At 49.1% G+C, this 24491-nt stretch carries 19 protein-coding genes; 10 read left to right on the top strand and 9 right to left on the bottom strand.

All coding sequences use genetic code 11. The features are described 5' to 3' along the window. Positions 1-41 precede the first annotated feature (41 nt). The 4 genes from V7728_RS01330 (at position 42) to V7728_RS01315 (ending at position 5930) form a co-directional block, all read left to right on the top strand. Complete coding sequence (locus tag V7728_RS01330; RefSeq protein WP_099567080.1) at positions 42-2471, top strand: heavy metal translocating P-type ATPase; 2430 nt, start codon at positions 42-44, stop codon at positions 2469-2471. 149 nt (positions 2472-2620) lie between these two features. Next, positions 2621-4732 carry a heavy metal translocating P-type ATPase gene (locus V7728_RS01325; RefSeq protein WP_099567079.1) on the top strand — a complete coding sequence of 704 codons (2112 nt, stop codon included), beginning with the start codon at positions 2621-2623 and terminating at the stop codon, positions 4730-4732. 117 nt (positions 4733-4849) lie between these two features. Then, complete coding sequence (locus V7728_RS01320) at positions 4850-5521, top strand: DsbA family protein (RefSeq protein WP_099567078.1); 672 nt, start codon at positions 4850-4852, stop codon at positions 5519-5521. Then, on the top strand, positions 5511-5930 hold the full coding sequence (locus V7728_RS01315) for a disulfide oxidoreductase (RefSeq protein WP_007410015.1): 420 nt from the start codon (positions 5511-5513) through the stop codon (positions 5928-5930). The genes V7728_RS01320 and V7728_RS01315 overlap by 11 nt, the downstream gene beginning before the upstream one ends. Positions 5931-5963: 33 nt before the next feature. Here V7728_RS01315 and V7728_RS01310 read toward each other — a convergent pair whose 3' ends face one another. Next, on the bottom strand, positions 5964-6764 hold the full coding sequence (locus V7728_RS01310; protein ID WP_015418210.1) for a zinc-dependent metalloprotease: 801 nt from the start codon (positions 6762-6764) through the stop codon (positions 5964-5966). A gap of 222 nt (positions 6765-6986) precedes the next feature. On the opposite strand from V7728_RS01310, the gene V7728_RS01305 reads away from it, so the two are divergent. From V7728_RS01305 to V7728_RS01285, 5 genes are all read left to right on the top strand, one after another. Continuing rightward, positions 6987-7595: a trimeric intracellular cation channel family protein gene (locus tag V7728_RS01305; RefSeq protein ID WP_007410017.1), complete on the top strand. Its 609-nt coding sequence runs from the start codon at positions 6987-6989 to the stop codon at positions 7593-7595. A 170-nt stretch (positions 7596-7765) separates the two neighbouring features. Continuing rightward, positions 7766-10081 (top strand): RNA polymerase recycling motor HelD, encoded by a 2316-nt coding sequence (helD, locus tag V7728_RS01300; protein WP_099567077.1) that lies wholly within the window; start codon positions 7766-7768, stop codon positions 10079-10081. A gap of 174 nt (positions 10082-10255) precedes the next feature. Continuing rightward, a complete protein-coding gene (locus tag V7728_RS01295; protein ID WP_007410019.1) occupies positions 10256-12064 on the top strand; it encodes an assimilatory sulfite reductase (NADPH) flavoprotein subunit in 1809 nt (602 codons plus the stop codon). A 27-nt stretch (positions 12065-12091) separates the two neighbouring features. Continuing rightward, complete coding sequence (gene cysI / locus V7728_RS01290; protein WP_003151735.1) at positions 12092-13807, top strand: assimilatory sulfite reductase (NADPH) hemoprotein subunit; 1716 nt, start codon at positions 12092-12094, stop codon at positions 13805-13807. Positions 13808-14155: 348 nt separating this feature from the next. Beyond that, positions 14156-16171, top strand: coding sequence for a Na+/H+ antiporter (locus V7728_RS01285; protein WP_039253862.1), 2016 nt, complete (start codon positions 14156-14158; stop codon positions 16169-16171). Positions 16172-16210: 39 nt separating this feature from the next. Here V7728_RS01285 and V7728_RS01280 read toward each other — a convergent pair whose 3' ends face one another. Further along, positions 16211-16696: a hypothetical protein gene (locus V7728_RS01280; RefSeq protein WP_012118436.1), complete on the bottom strand. Its 486-nt coding sequence runs from the start codon at positions 16694-16696 to the stop codon at positions 16211-16213. A gap of 221 nt (positions 16697-16917) precedes the next feature. On the opposite strand from V7728_RS01280, the gene V7728_RS01275 reads away from it, so the two are divergent. After that, complete coding sequence (locus V7728_RS01275) at positions 16918-17748, top strand: aldo/keto reductase (RefSeq protein WP_007410023.1); 831 nt, start codon at positions 16918-16920, stop codon at positions 17746-17748. A 32-nt stretch (positions 17749-17780) separates the two neighbouring features. On the opposite strand, the gene V7728_RS01270 is transcribed toward V7728_RS01275, so the two are convergent. The 7 genes from V7728_RS01270 to modA form a co-directional block, all read right to left on the bottom strand. Then, on the bottom strand, positions 17781-18926 hold the full coding sequence (locus tag V7728_RS01270) for an ABC transporter permease (protein WP_082998473.1): 1146 nt from the start codon (positions 18924-18926) through the stop codon (positions 17781-17783). A gap of 1 nt (position 18927) precedes the next feature. Next, positions 18928-20022 (bottom strand): ABC transporter permease, encoded by a 1095-nt coding sequence (locus V7728_RS01265; RefSeq protein WP_082998474.1) that lies wholly within the window; start codon positions 20020-20022, stop codon positions 18928-18930. Positions 20023-20045: 23 nt separating this feature from the next. Beyond that, positions 20046-20981, bottom strand: coding sequence for an ABC transporter ATP-binding protein (locus V7728_RS01260; protein WP_015240573.1), 936 nt, complete (start codon positions 20979-20981; stop codon positions 20046-20048). Between the two features lie 119 nt (positions 20982-21100). Further along, positions 21101-22204, bottom strand: coding sequence for a sensor histidine kinase (locus V7728_RS01255; protein WP_170919552.1), 1104 nt, complete (start codon positions 22202-22204; stop codon positions 21101-21103). Between the two features lie 5 nt (positions 22205-22209). After that, positions 22210-22857, bottom strand: a complete 648-nt coding sequence (locus tag V7728_RS01250; RefSeq protein WP_099567076.1) for a response regulator transcription factor — start codon at positions 22855-22857, stop codon at positions 22210-22212. Positions 22858-22951: 94 nt separating this feature from the next. After that, entirely contained in the window at positions 22952-23635 is a 684-nt protein-coding gene (modB, locus tag V7728_RS01245) for a molybdate ABC transporter permease subunit (protein ID WP_082998477.1), read from the bottom strand. After that, the gene (modA, locus tag V7728_RS01240) at positions 23616-24413 is read right to left on the bottom strand and encodes a molybdate ABC transporter substrate-binding protein (protein WP_082998478.1); all 798 of its coding nucleotides are present in this window, start codon (positions 24411-24413) and stop codon (positions 23616-23618) included. Before modA ends, modB begins: the two co-directional genes overlap by 20 nt. Between the last annotated feature and the right edge of the window lie 78 nt (positions 24414-24491).

The raw sequence follows: 24491 nt of genomic DNA, 5'->3' as shown, positions 1-24491 counted from the left end.
AAATGATACCCCCTGGGGGTTTGTGAGAAGAGGTGAGGGCATTGAGTGAACCGAAAGAGATGACCATTCAAGTGGGAGGCATGACATGCGCCGCCTGCGCTTCAAGAATTGAAAAAGGGCTGAAACGGATGGACGGCGTCAATGACGCTTCCGTCAATCTTGCGCTTGAGACCTCAAATATTTCCTATCAGCCTGACAAAATCGAAGCTGGCGCCATAAAGGATAAAATTGAAAAACTCGGCTACCATGTTGTGACGGAAAAAGCCGAGTTTCAGATTGAAGGCATGACGTGCGCCGCTTGCGCCAATCGGATTGAAAAGCGCCTGAACAAAACAGAGGGCGTTGTGGGCGCGCCGGTGAATTTCGCCCTTGAAACGGTCTCCGTTGAATACAACCCCAAAGAGGTGACACCGAAAGAACTGAAAGAGACCGTGGCAAAACTCGGCTACAGATTAGACGAGAAGCAAGCGGTTGATGGAGATGGCGGATTATCCCAAAAGGAGAAAGAGCAGCGAAAGCAGCTGATCAGGCTGATATTTTCTGCCGTTCTCTCCTTTCCGCTTCTCTGGTCGATGGTCAGCCATTTTTCTTTTACTTCTTTTATCTGGATGCCGGATATCCTGATGAATCCGTGGCTGCAATTCGCGCTTGCCACCCCGGTGCAACTCGTCATCGGCTGGCCTTTTTATATGGGAGCGTACAAGACGATGAGAAACAAAAGCGCCAATATGGATGTTCTCGTTGCGCTCGGAACGACGGCCGCTTACGCATACAGCCTGTACATGACGATTGCGTCTCTCGGACGAGACGGACATGTAGAGGGGCTTTATTATGAAACGAGCGCCATTTTGCTGACTTTGATTTTGCTTGGAAAGCTTTTAGAGATGAAAGCGAAAGGCCGCTCATCAGAAGCGATTAAAAAGTTAATGAAGCTTCAGGCGAAGACGGCGGCGGTTGAGCGGGAAGGGAAGGTACAGGTGATTCCGATTGACGAGGTCCGGACGGGGGATATCGTATATGTGAAACCGGGAGAACGTGTTCCTGTCGATGGCGAAGTGATTGAAGGCCATTCCGCAATTGATGAATCGATGATTACGGGGGAGAGCATGCCTGTCGATAAGTCTCCCGGAAGCACCGTCACCGGGGCGACGATCAATGCAAACGGCTTTCTCAAAATCAGAGCGGTGAATGTCGGGAAAGATACCGCGCTTGCACACATTATTAAAATCGTGGAAGAAGCCCAAGGATCAAAAGCCCCCATTCAGCGGCTCGCAGATCACATTTCAGGCATTTTCGTCCCGATTGTGCTGGGGCTGGCCGTGCTGACTTTTCTCATTTGGTATGTATGGGCGGCGCCGGGACAGTTTTCTGAAGCGATCGGCAAATTCATCGCCGTGCTTGTCATTGCCTGTCCGTGCGCACTCGGGCTCGCCACTCCGACGAGCATTATGGCGGGCTCCGGCCGTGCAGCTGAATTCGGCATTCTCTTTAAAGGCGGAGAGCATTTAGAAAAAACACAGCGTCTGACGACCATCGTACTGGATAAAACAGGAACGGTGACAAACGGCAGACCGGTTCTGACAGATGCCGTACCGGCAGCGGGAATGAGCGAAGAGGAACTCCTGCGGCTGGCGGCGGCCGCCGAAACGGGATCAGAGCACCCGCTTGGAGAAGCCATCGTGTCAGGAGCCGAAAAACGGGGGATTGCCATCCCGAAAATCACCCGGTTCCAAGCCCGGATCGGTTCCGGAATATACGCCGAGGCTGACGGCAGAACGATTCTTGCCGGATCAAGACGGCTGATGGAATCAGAACACATTGAACATGAGGCGCTGCTTCCGCACATGGCCCGCTTGGAGGCGGAAGGAAAAACGGTGATGCTTATTGCGGCAAACGGCAAAGCGGCGGGCCTTATCGCAGTCGCCGATACAATCAAAGAAACATCTCCGGCCGCGGTGAAACGCCTGAATGATATGGGGCTTGACGTCATCATGATGACCGGTGACAACAAAAAGACCGCGGAAGCCATTGCAAAAGCCGCGGGCATCGGCAGCGTGATCGCTGAAGTGCTTCCCGAACAAAAGGCGGCGGAAATTTCCCGGCTGCAAAAAGAAGGCCGGCGCGTGGCGATGGTCGGTGACGGCATCAATGATGCTCCGGCGCTGGCTGTGGCCGATATCGGAATGGCCATCGGCACCGGCACAGATATCGCAATGGAAGCGGCGGATATTACGCTGATCCGCGGTGACCTGAACGGCATTGCCGACGCCATCGGCATGAGCAGGCTGACCATGAGAAACATCAAGCAGAATTTAGGCTGGGCATTGGGATACAACAGCATCGGCATTCCGATTGCGGCGTCCGGCTTTCTGGCCCCGTGGGTGGCAGGCGCTGCCATGGCGTTCAGCTCAGTATCGGTCGTCCTTAATGCTTTGCGTTTACAGAGGGTAAAAAAAGACAAAATAGGCTGAGGCCTGTTTTGTCTTTTTTATTGACACTTTATTCAAAGCCTGCATATAATAGAGAAAACACATATATGAGTATATGTTCATATATATAAATTCGTTTAGCTGTATTGATGTTATGGGAATCCTATTACGGAAAGTAGGGTGAGTCGAAAATGAAAGCAGCCAAAGGTGAATTTGTATTAGACGGACTTGATTGCAGCAACTGTGCAAAAAAAATAGAAAACGGCGTAAAAGCCATTGACGGCATAGACGGCTGTGCTGTCAATTTTGCGGCAAGCACCATCACGGTCTCAGCCGGCGGCAAAAACGAACAATGGATGAAAGATGAGGTTGTGAAAAAAGTAAAGTCCATTGATCCTCATGTGACCGTTCGTTCGAAGCACGAAGACAAACCCGGCGAGGATGAGTACCGCAAAAAGCTGCAGCTGATGTTAGTGAGGCTGGCTGCGGGAGCCGTTTTGGCCGTCATCGCTTACTTCGCGCACACGAGCGCCGTCCTTGAGTTTCTGCTCTTTTTTGCTTCATATTTGATTATTGGCGGCGATATCGTAGCCAGAGCGGGAAAAAACATTGTCCGCGGCCAGGTATTTGATGAGCATTTTCTGATGGCGCTTGCCACGATCGGCGCATTTATGATTCATCAGTATCCGGAAGGCGTCGCGGTCATGCTGTTCTACCAAATCGGTGAATTGTTTCAGGGAGCGGCCGTCAGCCGATCCAGAAAATCGATCAGCGCGTTATTGGACATCCGTCCTGAGTACGCCAATGTGAAAACGGAAAACGGCATGACTGCCGTTTCGCCGCAGGACGTCAAAGTCGGACAGGTCATCGTCGTGAATCCCGGAGAACGGATTCCGCTGGACGGAAAGGTGCTGAGCGGTTCTTCGATGGTTGATACATCCGCTTTAACGGGCGAATCCGTGCCAAGAAAAGCGGAGCCGGGGCAAGATGTGATGGCCGGATTTATGAATCAGAACGGCGTGCTTCATATTGAAACCTCTAAAGGATATGAAGACTCTGCCGTGTCAAAAATATTGGATATGGTCGAAAATGCGGCCGGACGCAAAGCGAAAACGGAAAACTTTATTACGAAGTTTGCCAAGTATTATACACCGGTTGTTGTCATTGTTGCGGTGCTTCTCGCCTTTTTACCGCCGCTTCTCGTGCCTTCAGCCGCGCTATCCGACTGGGTGTACCGCGCGCTGATTTTCCTTGTGATTTCTTGTCCGTGCGCACTCGTCGTCTCCATTCCGCTCGGGTTTTTCGGCGGTATCGGAGCTGCGTCTAAAGCAGGGGTGCTCGTGAAAGGAAGCAACTATTTAGAAGCGCTCAATCAGGTGGCATACGCCGTGTTTGATAAAACGGGAACCTTAACGAAAGGCAATTTCGCCGTTACTGATATCAAACCGGCGGCGGGATTTACGAAAGACAGCCTGCTTCATGCGGCCGCGCTTGCAGAAGCCCATTCCAATCATCCGATTGCTTCTTCCATCCGTGAAGCTTACAATCAACCGCTCTCGGCTGAGGAGATTGAAGAATATGAAGAAATACCCGGACACGGCATTCGGGTGAAAACCGGCGGATCAACGATTTTAGCCGGAAATCAAAAACTGATGGCAAAAGAACAAATCGCTTCCGGCACAGCTGAAAACAACGGAACCGTCGTCTATGTCGCCGTTGATCAGCAGTATGCGGGGGCGATCGTGATCGCCGATGAAATCAAAGAGGACGCCAAACAGGCCATTGCCAATTTAAAAGCGCTCGGCGTGAAGCGGACAGTGATGCTGACGGGTGATTCAAAGCAGACCGGAGAAGCTGTCGGCCGAGAGCTCGGTATTGATGACGTGTACACAGAGCTTTTGCCGGGTGACAAGGTAGACCGCGTCGAAGAACTTGAAGCGGCGCTTGCACCGAATGAAAAACTGATGTTTGTCGGCGATGGGATTAATGATACGCCTGTGCTTGCCAGAGCTGACATCGGAGCTGCCATGGGGGCTCTCGGCTCTGATGCCGCCGTTGAAGCGGCCGATGTTGTCCTGATGACAGACCAGCCGTCAAAAGCAGCCGAAGCCATCCGGATTGCACGCCGTACACGCCTGATCGTCTGGCAGAACATCGGATTTGCTTTAGGCGTAAAAATCATTTTTCTCCTGCTTGGCGCATTCGGATTCGCCACCATGTGGGAAGCGGTCTTTTCAGATGTAGGCGTCACGCTGATCGCCGTTGCCAACGCGATGCGCGTCATGAGAGTGAAAGCGGAATAATTGTCAAAGATAATTCGTTTTTCAGGGTTTTCTTAAACAAGGTTGTCTTGGTAAAATAGAGAAGCGGGCCATCCGGCATCCGCTTCTTTTTTATTTTAAAAACAATGAGGTGTCTGAGTGAAAAAGAAACAATCGTCTGCGAAATTTGCGGTGATTCTGACGTTAATCGTTGTCGTTTTATTTGCGGCCATCGTAATTATTAACAACCAAACGGAAAAAGCGGGCGAAACAGTCGCCGAACAGCCTTCCATTAAAGGACAGCCCGTGCTTGGCAAAGACAGAGCCCCTGTTACGGTAGTTGAATTCGGAGATTACAAGTGTCCGTCATGCAAAGTATTTAACAGCGATATCTTTCCGAAAATCAAAAAAGATTTTATCGATAAAGGCGACGTGAAATTTTCATTTGTGAACGTCATGTACCACGGAAGCGGCTCGCGTCTGGCGGCTCTTGCTTCAGAAGAGGTGTGGAAAGAAGACCCGGCATCATTCTGGGCATTCCATGAAAAGCTGTTTGAACAGCAGCCGTCAAGCGAACAGGAATGGGTCACGCCTGCATTGCTTGAAAAAACGGTCAAAAGCACCGCGAAAAAGGTTGATCCTGACAAGCTGAAGGAAAACCTTGATAAAGAGACATTTGCAAAAGAGCTGAAAGCTGACACTGACCTGAATGATAAATTAAACATTACGGCGACACCGACGATTTACGTAAATGACAAAGTGATTAAAGAATTCTCTGATTATGATGAGATTTCAAAAACGATTAAGAAAGAGCTGAAAAATGAAAAATAGAATCGTATTTTTATATGCTTCTTGGGTGATAGCTCTTGCTGCCATGCTCGGCAGCCTATATTTCAGCGAGATCAGAAAATTCATACCGTGCGAGCTGTGCTGGTATCAAAGAATTCTCATGTACCCGCTTGTCCTGATTTTAGGAATCGCCACCTTCCAGGGTGACACGCGCGTAAAAAAATACGTGCTGCCGATGGCCGTCATCGGCGCGTTTATATCGATCATGCATTACCTTGAGCAGAAGGTGCCCGGTTTCAGCGGCATCAAGCCGTGTGTCTACGGCGTGCCTTGCTCATCTGAATATATTAACTGGTTCGGTTTCATTACCATTCCTTTCCTGGCATTGACGGCATTTATTCTCATTATTATCTGCATGTGTTTTGTCAAAACGGAACGCACGGCAAAATAAAGAGCCTGCTCCATGGGAGCGGCTCTTTTTCTATTATTTGTACCAAGCTTTGTTTGTCTCAATCTGTCTGTTATGGGAGCTGTCCCAAATATCCACGGAATAGGCATAATCATAATTCATGACGCAGCGGATGCCGCTGCCTTGGGCGTCATGCTGAAGTCCGAAGTTATGGGAAAACTCGTGCTGTGCCGCTTTCGCCGTGTTGGCCGTTCCTTGATCAAGGTTCACGCTGAAAGCCGGGCCGCTCGGTTTGCCGTTATATACATACGCGATACCGCCGGCGTCAAAACTTGATTTTGCGGTAAAACCGACGACAAAATGATAATTTTGATTTCTGAAGCTGCCTTGGAGATTCGATAAAATCTGAGAACTGTTTGAGCCCGAGGAATTCCAAGCCTGCACGGCCTGTACGACGAAATCAATGTTGTGATCACGGTTAAAAGCAACATCCGCCTGCTCCACGATCTGGACGATTCGCGTTTGCCAGTCGCTGTATTTGGCGCGGTATTCAGCGTCCGCCACCGCCAGCACTCTGACCTTCTGGCTGCCCGTGCTGGCTTTAGTTGAGGCTTTATCCTGACTGACATTGGCATTGAATCGTTTCGTGCCGACCTGCTTGCCGTTTTCATCCAGAATTTTTGTGTCAACCGTCTGTTCGACTTGGACCGGGCCCTTCAGATCTTTAAAATGATCGGCTTTCGGAAGCGGGTCCGTATACACCGTTTTCGCCGGCTCCGCATGAGTGTGCGAATGCGTATGGCTTTCGGCTGACGGCAGGCCGGGAATTAATCCGGCGGCCAATAAAACAGGAAAAACAAGTGAACTGATTTTCATCTCATAACCCCCTTTTTGTTAGAGAAAGTATTCAATGAAACTTCCAATAAACCTCCCAAAATAGTATAAAATAGGTAAATGTTCTTGCTCCCAGCCGTTGCGAGTGAGGTTGTCCCGGGTTAGGAATCAGAATCTTTCAAAAATAAGGTTGATTTTAAGAGAAAGCGATTATAAAATCTAATGGTCGTCAGAAAATTTAACAAATAAAAAGGAGCATATGGAATGGCCTGGGAGCTGCTTAGTGTAATCGGCATCATTGCGTTTGCGGTCAGCGGAGCGATTGTTGCGATGGAAGAGGAGTATGATATTTTAGGCGTGTACATCTTGGGGATTGTAACGGCGTTCGGCGGAGGAGCGATCCGAAATCTGCTGATCGGTGTTCCGGTCTCCGCCTTGTGGGAGCAAGGCGCGTTTTTTCAAATCGCTCTCGCATCAGTTACGATTGTCTTTTTGTTTCCGAAGCTGCTGTTAAGACATTGGAGTAAATGGGGCAACCTATCCGATGCCATCGGGCTTTCGGCGTTTGCCATCCAAGGCGCTTTATATGCCGTGAAAATGGGCCATCCGCTCAGTGCGGTGATTGCGGCAGCGGTCCTCACCGGCAGCGGGGGCGGCATCATACGGGATTTGCTCGCGGGCAGGAAGCCGCTTGTGCTCAAGGCGGAAATTTATGCAGTCTGGGCCGCGCTCGGAGGGTTAATCGTGGGCCTCGGCTGGGCCGGGGATGCCGCCGGTTTGTATGTGCTGTTTCTTGTGCTTGTGGCATGCCGCATCTGCAGTTATGTGTTCAGGTGGCGCCTGCCGAATCGTTCCTATCATATAGATCAGTAAAAAACCGATTTCATAAAGAAATCGGTTTTTTTTCATAACGGCTTCTGATAAAAAAAGACGCCCGATATGATAAGAAAAAGGGTATTTGACCATAATGCTGAATAATATGTTGCATATATGTTTGTATGATGAAAGCCGGATTTGTCAGCTTGATGTCGGAGGTGCCGCTGATGGCAAAACGTGATAAAGAGTGGAAAGAAGAGCAGGAAAGAATCAATTTTGTCATGAAGGAACTGGAACAGAAACAAACTCATCTTGAAGCCTCATCGGGCGGATTGAAGCAGGATATTGTCGGGCTGAGAAAAACGTTTTGGGATGATGTCACCGTGAATATGGATGACGCCCACGAAGCGGCTGAGACATTTTCAAGCATTAAACAGCAGGCAGAAATGCTTTCAGAACGTGAACGGACGCATCGGCTTCAATACCGGCAGCTTCAAAAAATCCAAAAGCTGAAAACCTCTCCTTACTTCGGCCGTGTCGATTTTACGGAAAAAGGGGAGTCCTCTTCCGAGCGGATTTATATCGGGCTGACTTCTTTGATGGATGAAAACAACGAGCAATTTCTCATTTATGATTGGCGCGCGCCCATCTCATCTCTTTACTATCAATATTCCCCGGGAAAAGCCCGCTATGAAGTTCCCGAAGAAACGATAGAAGGAGACATCACACTGAAGCGGCAGTTTATCATTAAAAAAGGGACGCTTAAAGCGATGTTTAACACGGATATGACGATTGGTGACGAAATGCTGCAAGAGGTGCTGAGCGGGCATTCCGGACAGCATATGAAAAACATCGTGTCAACCATCCAAAAAGAACAGAACGAAATCATCCGGGATGAAAAAAGCAAATATCTCATTGTTCAGGGAGCCGCCGGAAGCGGGAAAACATCCGCGGCGCTTCAGCGGGCCGCTTACTTGCTGTACCGCGGGCGCGGGGTGCTTGATGCCCGTCAGATTGTATTGTTTTCCCCGAACATTTTGTTCAACAGTTATGTTTCCGCCGTATTGCCGGAATTGGGAGAAGAGAATATGGAGCAGGCCACCTTTCAGGAATATATCATCCGCCGGCTCGGACGAAAGTTTGATTGTGAAAGCCCGTACGAGCAGCTTGAATATTGCCTGACTGAACAAAATCAGGACGCACTTTCCGTAAGGCTCGCAGCCATTGCTTACAAAGCGTCATCAGCTTTCCAGGCCATGATTGACCGCTACGCCTGCTCGCTTTCCGGCTCTGGCCTGATGTGTAAACAGATCAGCTTCCGGGGAGACATCCTGATTTCAAAAGAGCGGATTGAAGACTATTTTTATTCGCTTGATCAGCAGCTGCCGATTCCGAACAGAGCGGAGCTGACAGCGGAATGGCTTCTCGCGGAAATCAGCGCTCTCGAAAAAAAGGAGCGTAAGAAGGAATGGGTCTTGCAGGAGAGCGAGCTGCTTGATAAGGAAGACTATGCTGAGGTTTATCAAACACTCAAGAAGCAGGCGGCAGATGATGAACCTGCATTTGACGACCATCAGCGCGAACAGCGGCTGCTTGGCGCCATTATTGTCGGCAAAGCCTTTAAACCGATTAAGCAGGCCGTCAGACGGCTCGGCTTTCTCGATATAAAACGGATGTATCTCCGGCTGTTTTCAGACTGGGGAGCTGATGAAAAGCCCGATCATTGGGAGAGCATCGGCGCTTTGACCAGAAACGCATTTGCAGAACGATCACTTCCGTATGAAGATGCCGCTCCGTATCTGTATTTGCAGGATCTGTTAGAAGGAAAAAGAAAAAACACACAAATGAAGCACGTCTTCATTGATGAAGCGCAGGATTATTCCCCATTTCAGCTCACGTATATTCAAAGCATCTTCCCAGCGGCAAAGATGACGGTGCTCGGTGATGTCAGCCAGTCGATTTATGCCCACACCATTACGGGCCCTTCTTCCCTCGCCGGCTGCTTTCGCAATGGTGCAGAAAAGTATGTCAGCCTGAAGCGGACTTACAGATCGACGCGGCAGATTGTTGAATTTACGAAAGCGCTGCTGGCTGACGGCGATGACATTGAGCCATTTAACCGGAACGGGGAAAAACCGCGTGTTTTGCGGACGGATACAGAAAATGCGCGGCAGGAACAATTGGCGGATACAATCCGGGAGCTCAGACAAAAAGGCTGGGAGACGGTCGCCGTCATCTGCAAAACGGCCGCGGAAGCCAAAAAAGTGTTTCAGGCAGTCAGCGCCGAGAGCGGTGTCCGCTTGATCAATAAAGAAAACCAGCCTTTTCAAAAAGGGGTATGCGTCATTCCCGTTTATTTGGCAAAAGGCATTGAGTTTGACGCCGTCATTGCCGCTGACGCCTCTGCTGTCCAGTACAAAAGCGAACATGACCGTAAGCTGTTATATACGGCCTGTACGCGGGCGATGCATCATCTGACCGTATTGTCTCCGGGAGAACACTCTCCTTTTATTAAAGAAGTGCCCGCCGGCTTATTCGTGTAAGCCCTTTGCCAAGTGCAAAGGGCTTTTTATCATTAGTAATCTTAATCGTTGTCATCATGATTATATATTTTACTTACATACAAACTTTCGGTAAAGTTTCAATTAGAATATTATTTTGACAATTCCTATAGAAATAACGTACGTTACGTTTAATTCCTTGTGAGGTGGATATCGTTGCAACTTCAGGTCATGAACAGTCCGTTTAATCAGGAGCAGGCAGAGCTCCTTAACCGCCTTCTGCCGACCTTGACAGAATCACAGAAAATCTGGCTGAGCGGTTATTTGGCTGCGGCCCGGTCCGAATCCGGTGAAACAGCCGCACCCGCTGCTCCGGCTCCTGCAGAAAGCCCGGCAGTCTCAAGAGAAGTGACCGTATTATACGGATCGCAAACGGGAAATGCGGAAGGTCTTGCGAAACAGACGGTAAAGACGCTTGAGGAACGGGGATTCCAGGTCACCGTCGCGTCGATGAACGATTTTAAGCCGAATAATCTGAAAAAAATAAACAATTTACTGATCGTGGTGAGCACGCACGGAGAAGGCGATCCGCCGGATAACGCGCTGGCCTTTCATGAATTTCTTCACGGCAGACGCGCGCCGAAGCTTGAAGCGCTCCGTTACTCCGTTTTGGCGCTCGGGGACAGCTCGTATGAATTTTTCTGCCAGACCGGCAAAGAGTTTGACGAGCGTCTTCAAGAGCTCGGCGGCACCCAGCTTGCGCCGCGGGTTGATTGCGATCTTGATTATGATGAGCCGTTTTCTGAATGGCTTGACGCGGTCATCGGCGGTTTGAACGAAGGAGCGGGAAATCAAACAGCCGAAGCGCCTGCCGAGACGCCGGCTCTCGGTGAATCCGTTTATTCCAGAACGAACCCGTTTCGGGCGGAGGTTCTTGAGAACATCAATCTGAACGGACGCGGTTCGAATAAAGAGACACGCCATCTTGAGCTTTCGCTTGAAGGATCGGGCCTCGCGTATCAGCCCGGAGACAGCCTCGGCATCTATCCGGAAAATGATCCGGCGCTCGTTGATGAGCTGATCAATGAGCTGAAATGGGACCCAAAACAGGAAGTGGCGGTGAATAAACAAGGAGAGCGCCTCCCGCTGAAAGATGCGCTTACTTCTCATTTTGAAATAACCGTTTTAACAAAACCGTTCCTGCAAAAGGCCGCACAGTTTACGGCTGACCAAAAGCTGAGTGAACTTCTGGCCGAAGGAAACGAAGAGCAGCTGAAAGCGTACATCAACGGCCGTGATCTGCTTGATCTCGTCCGGGATTTCGGTCCGTGGGAAGCGACAGCGGAAGACTTTCTTTCCATCCTGCGTAAAATGCCGGCCCGGCTCTATTCGATCGCAAGCAGTTTAGAAGCGAATCCGGAAGAGGTGCATCTGACAATCGGAGCGGTCAGATATGACGCGCACGGCAGAGAACGAAAAGGCGTCTGCAGCATTCTGTGCGCGGAAAGACTCCAGCCGGGAGATACGCTTCCGATTTACATTCAGCACAACCAAAACTTCAAGCTGCCGGAAAACCCGGATACACCGATCATTATGGTCGGGCCGGGGACAGGCATCGCGCCGTTCCGTTCCTTTATGCAGGAGCGTGAAGAAACCGGAGCTGAAGGGAAAACATGGCTGTTTTTCGGGGATCAGCACTTTGTCACTGATTTTCTGTACCAGACGGAATGGCAAAAATGGCTGCAAAACGGTGTTCTCACAAAAATGGACGTCGCTTTTTCCCGGGATTCGGAGGAAAAAGTATATGTGCAGCATCGCATGAAAGAACAAAGCAAAGAGCTGTATGAATGGCTGCAGCAGGGAGCCGCCGTATACATCTGCGGTGATGAACAGCATATGGCGCATGACGTGCACCAGGCGCTTCTCGATATCATTCAGGAAGAAGGCGGCATGAGCCGTGAAAAAGCGGAAAGCTTCCTGGCAGACATGCAGCAGAAAAAACGCTATCAGCGTGACGTATATTGATTTTGGTTTGAAAGGAGCTTATTCAGCATGGTGAACAACATTTTAAAAGCGCCGGAAGGCCCTCCAAGTGATGTTGAGGAAATTAAAGAAAAAAGTGATTATTTGCGCGGCACATTGAAAGAAGTCATGCTCGACCGGATTTCAGCCGGCATCCCGGACGATGACAACCGGCTGATGAAGCATCACGGAAGCTACTTGCAGGATGACCGCGATCTTCGTAATGAACGTCAAAAACAAAAGCTTGAACCGGCTTATCAGTTCATGCTGCGCGTTCGGATGCCAGGCGGCGTGTCAACTCCGGAACAATGGCTTGTCATGGATGAACTGGCGCAAAAATACGGAAACAATACATTGAAGCTGACAACGCGTGAAACGTTCCAAATGCACGGAATTTTAAAATGGAACATGAAAAAAACGATTCAGAAAATCAATGCGGCGCTGCTTGATACCATTGCGGCCTGCGGAGATGTCAACCGAAACGTCATGTGCGCTTCAAATCCGCACCAGTCTGAAATTCATGCGGAAGTATACGAATGGTCGAAGAAATTGAGCGATGACCTTCTTCCGCGCACGAGAGCCTATCATGAAATCTGGCTTGATGAGGAACGTGTGGCGGGCACTCCTGACACGGAAACGGAACCGATGTACGGGCCGCTGTACCTGCCGCGGAAATTCAAAATCGGAATCGCCGTGCCTCCGTCCAATGATATCGATGTCTTTTCTCAAGATCTCGGCTTCATTGCCATCGTGGAGGAAGGCCGTCTTATCGGATTCAACGTTGCAATCGGCGGCGGTATGGGAATGACGCACGGCGATACGGCCACTTATCCGCAGCTTTCAAAAGTCATCGGCTTCTGCAAACCGGAGCAGCTGTATGATGTAGCGGAAAAAACCATTACGATTCAGCGCGATTACGGAAACCGTTCCGTCAGAAAGAATGCCAGATTCAAGTACACTGTTGACCGTCTCGGGCTGGAAAACGTAAAAGCCGAGCTGGAAAACCGCCTCGGCTGGCAGCTGGATGAAGCGAAACCTTATCATTTTGACCATAACGGCGACCGTTACGGATGGGTGAAGGGTGTAAAAGGTAAATGGCACTTTACGATGTTTATCGAAGGCGGCCGCGTCACGGACTATGAGAATTATAAGCTGATGACGGGATTGCGTGAAATCGCCAAAGTCCATACGGGAGATTTCCGTCTCACCTCTAATCAAAACCTGATTATCGGCAATGTCTCGAGCCAGAAAAAGAAACAAATCAGCGCATTAATCGAACAATACGGTCTGACAGACGGCCGGCAGCATTCCGCCCTCCGCCGCAGTTCAATGGCTTGCGTCGCGCTTCCGACATGCGGGCTCGCCATGGCCGAAGCCGAGCGGTATCTGCCGAAATTGATTGATAAGATTGAAGACATTGTTGACGAAAACGGGCTGCGGGATGAAGAAATCACCATCCGTATGACCGGATGCCCGAATGGCTGCGCCCGCCATGCGCTCGGCGAAATCGGATTTATCGGAAAGGCGCCCGGAAAATATAATATGTATTTAGGAGCGGCGTTTGACGGCAGCCGTTTGAGCAAAATGTACCGGGAAAATATCGGTGAAGAAGAAATTCTGAATGAGCTTCGCACCATTCTCCCGCGCTACGCGAAAGAGCGTGAGGAAGGCGAACACTTCGGCGATTTCGTCATCCGCGCCGGCATCATTAAAGCGACGACAGACGGCACGAATTTTCACGAATAAGATGAGCACTTAAAACCAAGGATAGAGACACACTGACGGTGCGTTCTCTATCCTTTACTAAGAAGCATAAACGCTGCACCGCGTCATGAAACAGATGACGCAGCTTGCGAAAAAGCCTGTTTTCAGAGAAAACAGGCTTTTTCTTTTTTCGGAAAAAATGTAGCTGAAGGCAAAAAAAGTTCCCCGTGAGCACGTTATGAGAAATTTTAAATAAAAACGGGTAAAATAAAAGAAGAATGGTTGCGTGCGGAAAATATATTGAATCTGCCCGATCATCGGCTCCGGCCTTTGGCAAAGGCAGAGATCAGGCAATAATGATATGATGCAGCAGATGAAGGAGGTCATGCTTTGGACATATTTTTAGTCGTACTCGTACTTTTAACCATCATCGCGATCTCAAATATCGTAAATCGGTTTGTCCCCTTTATCCCGGTGCCTTTGATTCAGGTGGCGCTCGGTATCATTGCGGCGTCATTTCCGCAGGGGCTTCACTTTGAACTGAATACCGAATTGTTTTTTGTTTTGTTTATCGCTCCGCTGCTTTTTAACGATGGAAAACGGACGCCGCGTGCGGAACTTTGGAATTTAAGAGCGCCGATTCTGCTGCTTGCGCTCGGGCTCGTGTTTGCCACGGTGATTGTCGGCGGTTACACGATTCATTGGATGATTCCGAGCATTCCGCTGGCTGCCGCGTTCGGGCTGGCGGCGATACTGTCACCGACTGACGTTGTCGCGGTCAGCGCGCTGTCAGGGCGAGTGAAGATGCCAAAAGGCATTCTGCGTCTCCTTGAAGGAGAAGGACTGATGAATGACGCATCCGGCCTGGTCGCTTTTAAATTTGCGATTGCGGCTGCCGTGACGGGCGCATTTTCGCTGGCGCAGGCCGCCTTCAGTTTCGTACTGATTTCAGCCGGCGGTTTACTCAGCGGTGTCGTCATTTCTTTTTTGATTATCCGTTTCCGGCTGTTTTTGCGCCGCCTCGGCATGCAGGATGTCACGATGCATATGCTGATTCAAATTCTGACGCCGTTCGTCATCTATCTCGCGGCTGAAGAAATCGGCGTTTCCGGCATTTTAGCTGTTGTGGCCGGCGGCATCACGCATGCGGTGGAGCAGGACCGTCTTGAATCAACGATGGTCAAACTGCAAATCGTCTCTTCAAGTACGTGGAATATTATTTTGTTCATTCTGAACGGTCTTGTTTTCGTTATTTTAGGGGCGCAAATACCGGATGTGGTTTCCGTCATCTTTAATGATACCGCGTTTAACAATATGATGGTCATCGGGTACATTATCGTCATTACGCTGACGTTAATGATTCTCAGGTTTTTGTGGGTGCTGTTTTTTTGGAACGGCAAGTGGTTTTTTAACAAGGATCAGAGCATTTATAAACCCGGCCTGCGCTCGACCCTGCTGATTTCGGTTTCAGGCGTCAGGGGAGCGGTCACGCTTGCGGGTTCCTTTTCCATTCCTTACGTGCTCTCTGACGGCTCACCGTTTCCTGAACGGAATTTGATTCTCTTTTTAGCCGCGGGTGTTATTATGTGCACATTGGTGCTGGCGACAATCGTACTGCCGATTTTGACAGATAAGCCGGAAGACAATGTGAAAGAGAAGAAAGTCAAATTGCTGACAGCGAGACGGAAGCTGATAAAGGCTGCCTTAACCGCCATTAAAGAAAATATGAATGAGACAAACAAAACGGCTTCTTTTGCGGTCATTGCCGAATACAATGAGAAAATGAAAAATCTCAGATTTCAGCAGTTCACCGTCAAAAACCGCACGAAAAAAGATGAGCGGAAAGTCCGCGCCCAAGGGATACAGGCTGAACAGGAAGAATTGCTGCGGCTGATTGAGCGGGGCGACATACCGGAAGAAACGGCTGACAGCCTTCAGGAACGGTTTGATGAACTGGAAGTGCTGTATACGAATCCGTTTAAAGTCGGCTTATCTAAGAAAAAGCTGAAACGCCTGATGTACTGGATCTTTTTCGGTGAACAAAAAAAGCCGGAAATGACGATTTTAAATGAAGAAGGCCTCATCCGCGCCACAAGGGTTAAAACGGCAAAAGCGGCCATTGAAAGCCTGAAAAAACACATGACTGAAGAAAATAAAGATGTGACGCTTGCCGTCATTTCCTTTTACAATCACTTGATTTTCAGGCTGGGGCACTCGTATCACGAACAGAGTCCGAGCCGCCGTTTTGAAAATCAAAAACTCGAAATCAAACTGCGGGCCGTGCAGGCCATCCGCAACGAAATCCAAACATTGTTCGAAGAGCGGGAAATTTCCCGCGATATGTCACATGAGCTTCGCCAATACATCAATGATGTAGAAGCGGCCATGCTTGACGGAGATGAATAAATCAAAAAAGTCCGGCATCTGTCGCCGGACTTTTTTTGATTACGGACGATGGAATTCGACGTGATCGCCGTCGCGGTCAAACCAGCCTCTGAAGGCCCAGTTGATCCAGCCGCCATCACCTTTATTGGTGAAGCTTCCGTCTTCAAACACCCAAATGCCGTACGTGATGCCGTCATAAACGGCGGAACCGTAGAACTGAACACCGTTAAAATGATCTTCATATTCCTGGCTTAAATTAAACACCATGACGTTATATTTTTGTCCGGAAGCGTAGAATGAAGATTCCATTAAGTTTTTGACGAAGCCGTCACGGTTTTGCGCCGACTTAATCGCGTCAGCAATCGAATTGCCGATGCCGAGCAGGTCAACGTCAATGTTTAATCCGACATCTTTTGCTGAGGCATCTGATGATTGCTGTGCCATGTTTTGAGGGACCGGGGTTTCTTTTGCGGATACAAAGGACAGAGGAGTCAGAGACAAAGCGGCGCCAAGGGCAACGGACATCGGGATACGCATACGTTTCATATGATTTCCTCCTTCAATTGTGTGGTGGCTACAGTAGCGATTTACCCGGACAGTTACCCGGTTAACCGGAATTTTTGAAAAATAGGAAAATAATAACGGAAGTGGTGCTTGGGCACTAAAGATGGTTTTTGTGATGACGATGAGCGTATAATTGGTTTCTTACGGCGGAAATGTGAGATAATAATAACCGTTTACATAATGACTAGAAAGGATGGTTCAACGTGGCAAAAAGCTTAAAAGATACTGTAAAGCTTCATAATGGCGTTGAAATGCCGTGGTTCGGCCTTGGCGTCTTCAAGGTGGAAAACGGAAGCGTAGCGGCGGACTCCGTCGAAGCGGCAATCAGAAACGGCTACCGCAGCATTGATACGGCGGCTATTTACAAAAATGAAGAGGGTGTCGGCGAAGGCATCAGAGCTGCGGGCGTTGCCAGAGAAGAGCTGTTCATCACGTCAAAAGTGTGGAATGAAGATCAAGGATACGAAACGACACTTGACGCGTTTGAGAAAAGCCTTGAGCGCCTCGGCCTCGATTACCTCGACCTTTACCTGATTCACTGGCCGGGCAAGGATAAATATAAAGACACATGGCGCGCTCTTGAAAAGCTGTACAAAGACGGCAAAATCCGCGCCATCGGCGTCAGCAACTTCCAAGTGCATCATTTAGAAGAACTGCTGAAAGATGCTGAAATCAAGCCGATGGTCAACCAGATTGAATTCCACCCGCGCCTGACTCAAAAAGAAGTAAGAGATTTCTGCAAAGCGCAGGGCATTCAAGTGGAAGCTTGGTCTCCATTGATGCAGGGACAGCTTCTCGATAACGAAGTGCTGTCACAAATTGCGGAAAAACATAACAAATCGGTTGCTCAAGTGATTTTGCGCTGGGATCTTCAGAACGAAGTCGTTACCATTCCGAAATCGATTAAAGAGCACCGCATCATAGAAAATGCCGATATTTTTGATTTCGAACTGTCACAGGAAGAAATGGAAAAGATCAGCGCATTGAACAAAGACGAGCGTGTCGGCCCGAATCCGGACGAGCTTCTGTTCTAAGAAAAAACAGCCCTTTACGGGGCTGTTTTTCTTTACATAAATGTCTGTGTCTGACGTTTTACGCTGAACCTGTATGCGGCTATTAATAACAGGGCGGCGGCGAAGGCTCCCAAAATGATGATGTTCAGCATCAGGCTTTGGAACGTGCGGCCTTGCTGCAATTGATCGACCGTATCGAGCACCCAGCGCTGAGGCAGAAATTCGGCGATTGTCTGCACCGTTTTCGGCATAATATTGCCCGGAAAGAAGCAGCCGGCCAGCAAGCATGTCGGCACGACGATCAAATTCAAAAGCGCCGATGCCGAAGCGCTGCTATTGGAAAAACCGACGGCAATAAAGGCGACCCCGATCGCGCTTAATGCAAACAGCATCATCAGGACGAACAGCTGCCACAGCGGGAATGACGTATGAATATGAAAAGCGGCGCCCATAAAGAGAACGGCGAATAGAATTTGGACGGCCATGATAATGATATTCACCGCCGCGTTCGCCAATACATACTGCTTTGATGTGATCGGCGTTGACAGAAGCCTGTAGTATGTCCTGTTTTCTCTCTCTTTAATCATTAGTTCCGTCAGGTTGCCTGCGGAATAGAGCATAATGATAATGAGATACCCGATGACTGAGTAAGTCATTTCTTTATGGTTCGATGTATCTTGTAAAACAGCGGACTCCGTTTGAATGGGAGAATGCTTGAAATCGGCGTACATCGCCTGAAAGGCCTTTGCGTCTCCGCCGGAGGATTTGCCGATTGAGGCGATGCTGTTCATATAATTGTACAAATAAGAGCTGACATATCCGGTGACCTGGGCGCCTTTCAGCGAGGTCATGCCGATGTGAGACGGTTTCCCGTCTTTTACGCTTTGGGAGAAGCCTTTTTCAAACGTAATGAGCGCCTCCATTTTTCCTGAAGCGATCTTTGATGTGGCGGACGCAGCCGTTTCCTCCGAAATCTTCACATGATCCAGTCCTTTTAAAAACGCGGCCGTATCCTGCGCCACTTCTCCGCCGTCTTGATCGAGAATGCCGATATTGAGCGTTTCGGCTCCGCCGTTGGCATTGGTCATGAAGGAGAGGAAGACGCCGATCAGCGGAGCCCCGATATAAAGAATGAGCTGTTTTTTGCTTTTTGTAATCCCTTTGAGAGTGTGCGCAAACAGCCACCAGAAGTTTTTCATATTACAGTCCCTCCCGTCTTTGAAATTTAAATGCGGCGATCAGCAAAAAGAGTGCCGCCAATGCTGTATTTAAACCGAGTGCAGGCCATGCCGCTGATACATCATTTGCGTAAATGATGCTGTTAATCGCCTTATTGATCCAGGATAAGGGCGACAGGGCGGAAATTCCTCCGCCTTCATATTTGTAATAGGCGCCGCCGATAATGGACATCACCTGAACGATGATGACGGTGATTAATCTGGCGCTTTCGGGTTTTCTGGTCAAATAGCTCAGGCTGAGTCCGAAGCTGACGGCCAAAAGAATTTCAGAAACGAGAATCAAAAGCACAAGTCCCATGTGGCTGCCCCAATTCGCTTTTAAGATAAATTTGCTGAAGGCGACAACGGCAAGAATCGTCAGAACATTCACAGCCAAAATGCCGAGCATCTTTCCGAGAAAGATATCGCTTTTCCGGAGCGGGGCGGCGATCAGGCGATCTGCGGTGTGCCGTATTCTTTCCCCGCGGAATAAGCTGCTTGCAAAAATCGAGGCGTACAGCCCGATCATCGTCGTCATGGATATCGCGTAAAAATCTTTCGCTTTCGGTTCTTTCGCTTTGTGTAAAGACGTCTGCTTCATATAATCGCTTTTGATTTGTCCGGCGGAAGGCGCCTTATGCGCCTTGTAAGCGGCGGCGCCTGCTTTGTATTGATTGGTAAAAGCGGTCAGCATGCCTTGGACGATCGTGCCGTTTATGCCGCTCCGGTCATTTGTATAGACTTGAAAACCGGTGTTTTTTACAGTGACGAAAGCATCCGCCTGATTTTCTCGAACCACGTTTTTGCCTTTTGCCTCCGTGTCCGCTTTTTGAAAATAGACATGCTCTTTTTTTGCGGCTTTCATAAACTCAGTGAAATCATGAGAAAGAGGGCCGTTTGACTGGTCCGTATATACGACCTTGATGTTTCCGACCGTCACCTCTGAATCAAAGGCGTTTGATAATGCCGCAGTGAAAATCAGCATGAAGACGATCGGAAAAGCAAGCATGAAAATAAAAGTCCGTCTGTCGCGAAAACTGATTTTGATTTCTTTCCCGGCGATGTGCAGAATATTCATTTGCAATCCTCCTTTCAGTGGGGTCAGTCGCGCAGGCTTCTGCCTGTCAGCGTGAGAAATACCGTTTCTAAGTCAGGGGCCTGTTCCTGCAAGGAGCGGATTTCAATTCCTTTGTCCATGAAGTACCGGATCAGGCGGTTTAAATTGTTGACCCCTGTGTCAGAGCTGATTTTCACGCTGTTTTCTTCCAGTGCGGCGGCTCTGACGCCGGGCAGCTCCTGAATATCGCCGAGGCTGATGCCGTTTCCGGATGACAGCTCAATCACGACGTCCTTCGTGTCGGTAATGATGGAGGTCAGCTGTTCTTTTGTGCCTTCTGCGATGACTTTTCCGTGGTCAATGATGGCGATGCGCGTGCATATTTCTTCCACTTCCTCCATGTAGTGGCTCGTGTAGATGATCGTGCAGCCCATTTCATTCAGCTTTTTCACTGATTGCAGAATATAATTTCTTGATTGCGGGTCAATGCCGACCGTCGGTTCATCCATGATGATCAGTTTCGGCCGGTGGGCAAGAGCGCACGCAATATTAAGCCTGCGCTTCATTCCGCCGGAAAAATGCTTCGGCAAATATTTGTGTTTATCGCTCAAGCCGACGAATGTCAGGGCCTCCTCGACCCGTTCTTTCAGAGCCGCCCCTCTCAGGCCGTACAGCCCGGCGAAGAACTTCACATTTTCATAGGCGTTTAATTCTTCGTAAATCGCGAGGTCCTGAGGGACGATGCCGATATTCATTTTCGTTGCTTTGCTATATTTGAAAATATCTTTTCCGAGAAACAGAATGTCTCCGCCTGAAGGTTTTAAAAGGCCTGAGATCATATTGATCGTCGTGCTTTTTCCGGCTCCGTTTGCGCCGAGAAACCCGAAAATCTCACCTTCTTTTACGGCAAGCGACATCTGGTCAACGGCGGCATAATCACCGAATTTCTTACTCAGCTGTTTGAGCTCCAAAATGTTCATGTTTCCACCTCTATGTCTTATGATGCTCTTATTATAAAAAAAAGAATGAACGGCCGTTAGTGCAGCTGTTCATTCCTTTGACATGAGAATCTTCATATTTTTCACATGAAAACATTCACTTATTCAACCGGAAGCAATGTCGTGACGGAAAAACCGGCCGTGCCGTCAAAAATAACGGTTCCGTGCAAGACGGCCGCCCGTTCTTCCATACCGAGCATGCCGAGGCCTTTTTTAAAGCGGACGGCGCCGTTTCCGTTATCTTTCACTTCCGCTTTCACGGCTTTGTTCAGCACATGGATATCAATGAAAATCTGCGTGGCATCGGCGTATTTCATTGCATTGGTCAAGGCTTCGGTTACGTTTTCCTGAATGACTCTCCAATGCATTTGCGTCAGCCTGTCCAAATCGCCTTGATGCGTAAACGGAACCGGCATCCCGTTTTTGGCCGAAAATTCATCAATAAACGTTCTTAATCTGTGAATGCCCATTTGTTCAGCGGGCGGTTTCATATTTTTCAGCGTAATACGGATATCCTCTATGCCCTCTTTGGAAATGGTAATGGCATTTTGGAGCAGTTCAGCCGCTTTGTCCGGATGGGAGCCGAGCATCCGTTTCGCCGCTTCCATCTGAATGAGCGCGCCTGTCATGGAATGGCCGATTTTGTCATGGATGGCTTGGGACAATCTGTTTCTTTCTTCGAGTTTGCCGGTATACTCCGATTGTTTGATATATTCTGTGCTGCTGTGCAGCTGTTTCGTCAGTTTTTCAATGCTTGAGCGCATGTTGTCTGACTGCTCTTCATATTTTTTCAGCCGGTCGCTGGACCGGGCGGCCAAAACGAATATCGCCAAGCAGAACAACGTCATGACGATATAAGTCGGAAGGTCGCCGTACGGGATAAATAAAAACGGCAAAAACACGAGCAGGCAGAACACATAGCGGTGAACCGGATATTCGGCAAGAACCGCAAAAATGGCGGGCGGCAAAAGAAATAGAAACGCCGGATGGCCTAAGGCGGAAAGCCAAGCGGTCAATGCCAGCGCCATGAGGGTGATCCCGCGCCTCCAAGCGGTCTGCCTGATCATGCAGACCGCAATGCCCAAAGATAGATAAAGCAGCAGAAACAAGACGGCGTACGGTGTGTAAGGGCGGTCTGCCGATACAAACAAAAAAGCCGTATAAAAAATGGCGATCAGTCTGCTCATCAGCATCCAAAAATCCATACCGTTCAACGCCCGTTATCCACCTTCCCGGTGATATAATAAATCGCGATCTGCGTTCTGTGCTCAAGCCCTGTTTTCCCTAAAATAGATGAAATATAATTGGCCGTCGTCCCTTCAGAAATGAAAAGCTGTTTTGAAACTTCCCTGTTCGACAGTCCTTTCGCAATAAGCGACATGATGCTGAGCTCTCTTTCAGTAAACTGGCTTTCATCAATCTGATGCGCGGCTTCCGCCGGCCGGAAAAGGCTGTCTTTTATTTTATCCAGCACGGTGTCCTGAAGAATGCTGTGTCCGTTGAAAACGCTTTTGATCGCATCGCGTATCCGTTCCGGTTCGGTGTTTTTTAATAAATATCCTTTCGCGCCGTTTTTAATCGCTTCTAAAATATACTCATCGTCGTCAAATGTCGTCAGGATCATCGGCTTCGTATCCGTTTCCTCCGCGATCCGTTTTGCGGCTTCGACGCCGTTCATCACCGGCATGCGGACGTCCAGCAAGGCGATATCGACGGGATTGTGTTTACAATACTCTGCCGCCTCCAGTCCGTTTTCCAATGTTGCCGATACAGTAAATTCCTCATATGTATGCAAAATGATTTTCATTCCTTCTCTGATGAAAGAATTATCATCCGCGATAATGACATTAATCTTCATGGCCGCACCCTTTGTGTGTTTTTTGTTTCATTATATACCATCCGATTTTAAATCAAAAAGCCTTCCGGCGAAAGGTGCGCGGAAGGCGGATCGGTCAAGCGGGTTTTTTCAATTGAATGAAAAACAGCATCAGGAAAGAAATGATCACAATACAGATCACCCACACCCAGGCGAGTGTTTCATTGCCGGAGTCCATCGCGACGTAAATCGCTGTCGGCAGCGTTTGGGTGACGCCGGGAATATTTCCCGCAAACATTAAAGTCGCCCCGAATTCACCTAGCGCACGTGCAATACTGAGAATGCTTCCGGTCAAGAGGGAGGGAAAGGCAAGCGGGACGGAAATACGGGTGAACACCTGCCACCTGCCGGCTCCGTCTACTTTCGCCGCTCCCTCGATGTCAGCATCAACCGCGGCGAAGCCCGTTTTAGCGGACTGATACATAAGCGGGAAGGCGACAATGGCCGAAGCGATCACCGCGGCCGACCACGTGAAAATGACGGGCTGGTGAAAAATCCGCTCAATCGCCCGGCCGATAAAGCTGTGTTTCCCGAAAATAATAATGAGAATGAAGCCGACAACGGTAGGCGGAAGAACGAGCGGGAGCATAAACAGGGTCTCCACAGCCGTTTTTCCGGGAAATCGCGCTTTCGCCATCCAGGCGCCGGCAAGCGTCCCGAGAATGATGACGGCGATGCCTGATGCCAAAGCCACCTCAAAAGACAATGCGACTGGGGTGAAAAATTCCGAAGCCGTAATGTTAATTGGCAGTAAATCCATATTTCTTAAACACTTTCATCGCTTCATCTGACTGCAGATACTGACAAAACGCTTCTGCTTCTTTACGGTGCTTTGTATCCTTGACGATGCCGAGCGGATAAACGATCGGATCGTGCGTTTTCGCCGGCGCTTCATCGGTGATTTTCACCTTTTTCGAAATCAGCGCGTCTGTTTTATAGACAAGCCCGGCATCGACATTTCCGGTTTCAACATAAGAAAGCACCTGGCGAACGTCTTTTGCATAGACGACTTTATCTTTTACCTTGTCCCACAGGGATAATGCCGTCAATGACTGTTTGGCGTATTGTCCGGCCGGAACGGATTCAGGCGTGCCGAGCGCGATTTTTTCCGCGCTGTCTTTTTTCAGGTCATTCAGATGTGTCAGGTGTGCGCTGTTTTTCTCAGGTACGATCATGACGAGATCATTTTTCAAAAGATCCGTGCTGTCCTTTTTGTCGATATCTCCGTCATGAACGAGCTTTTCGAATTTATCTTCGGCTGCCGAGAAGAATAAATCAGCTCCCGCGCCTTGTGAAATTTGTTTTTGCAATGTGCCTGATGATCCGAAGTTGTCTTGAATGGTTACGTTTGAATGAGATTTTTCGTAGTTGGTCTGGATTTCTTCAAGTGCATCCTGAGCGCTGGCTGCCGCAGAAACGGTCAGCGTGACTTTTTCGTTTTGTCCGCCTTTGGACGATTGTCCGGAAGAGCAGCCCGCAGTTGCGAGGAAAACGGCCATAGCCGCAGTTGTTAGTAGTGTCGCTTTCTTTTTCAACATTGTGCACCCCTTATAGCTAAATATCATTAGATCAAACTAATTATAACGCAATTGTACGTGGTGGTGCGGTTTTTTTTC

This window comes from Bacillus sp. JHAA, assembly GCF_036961585.1.
In the GTDB taxonomy this organism is placed as follows: Bacteria; Bacillota; Bacilli; order Bacillales; family Bacillaceae; genus Bacillus; species Bacillus velezensis.
This window is presented reverse-complemented; position numbering and strand designations above follow the sequence as displayed.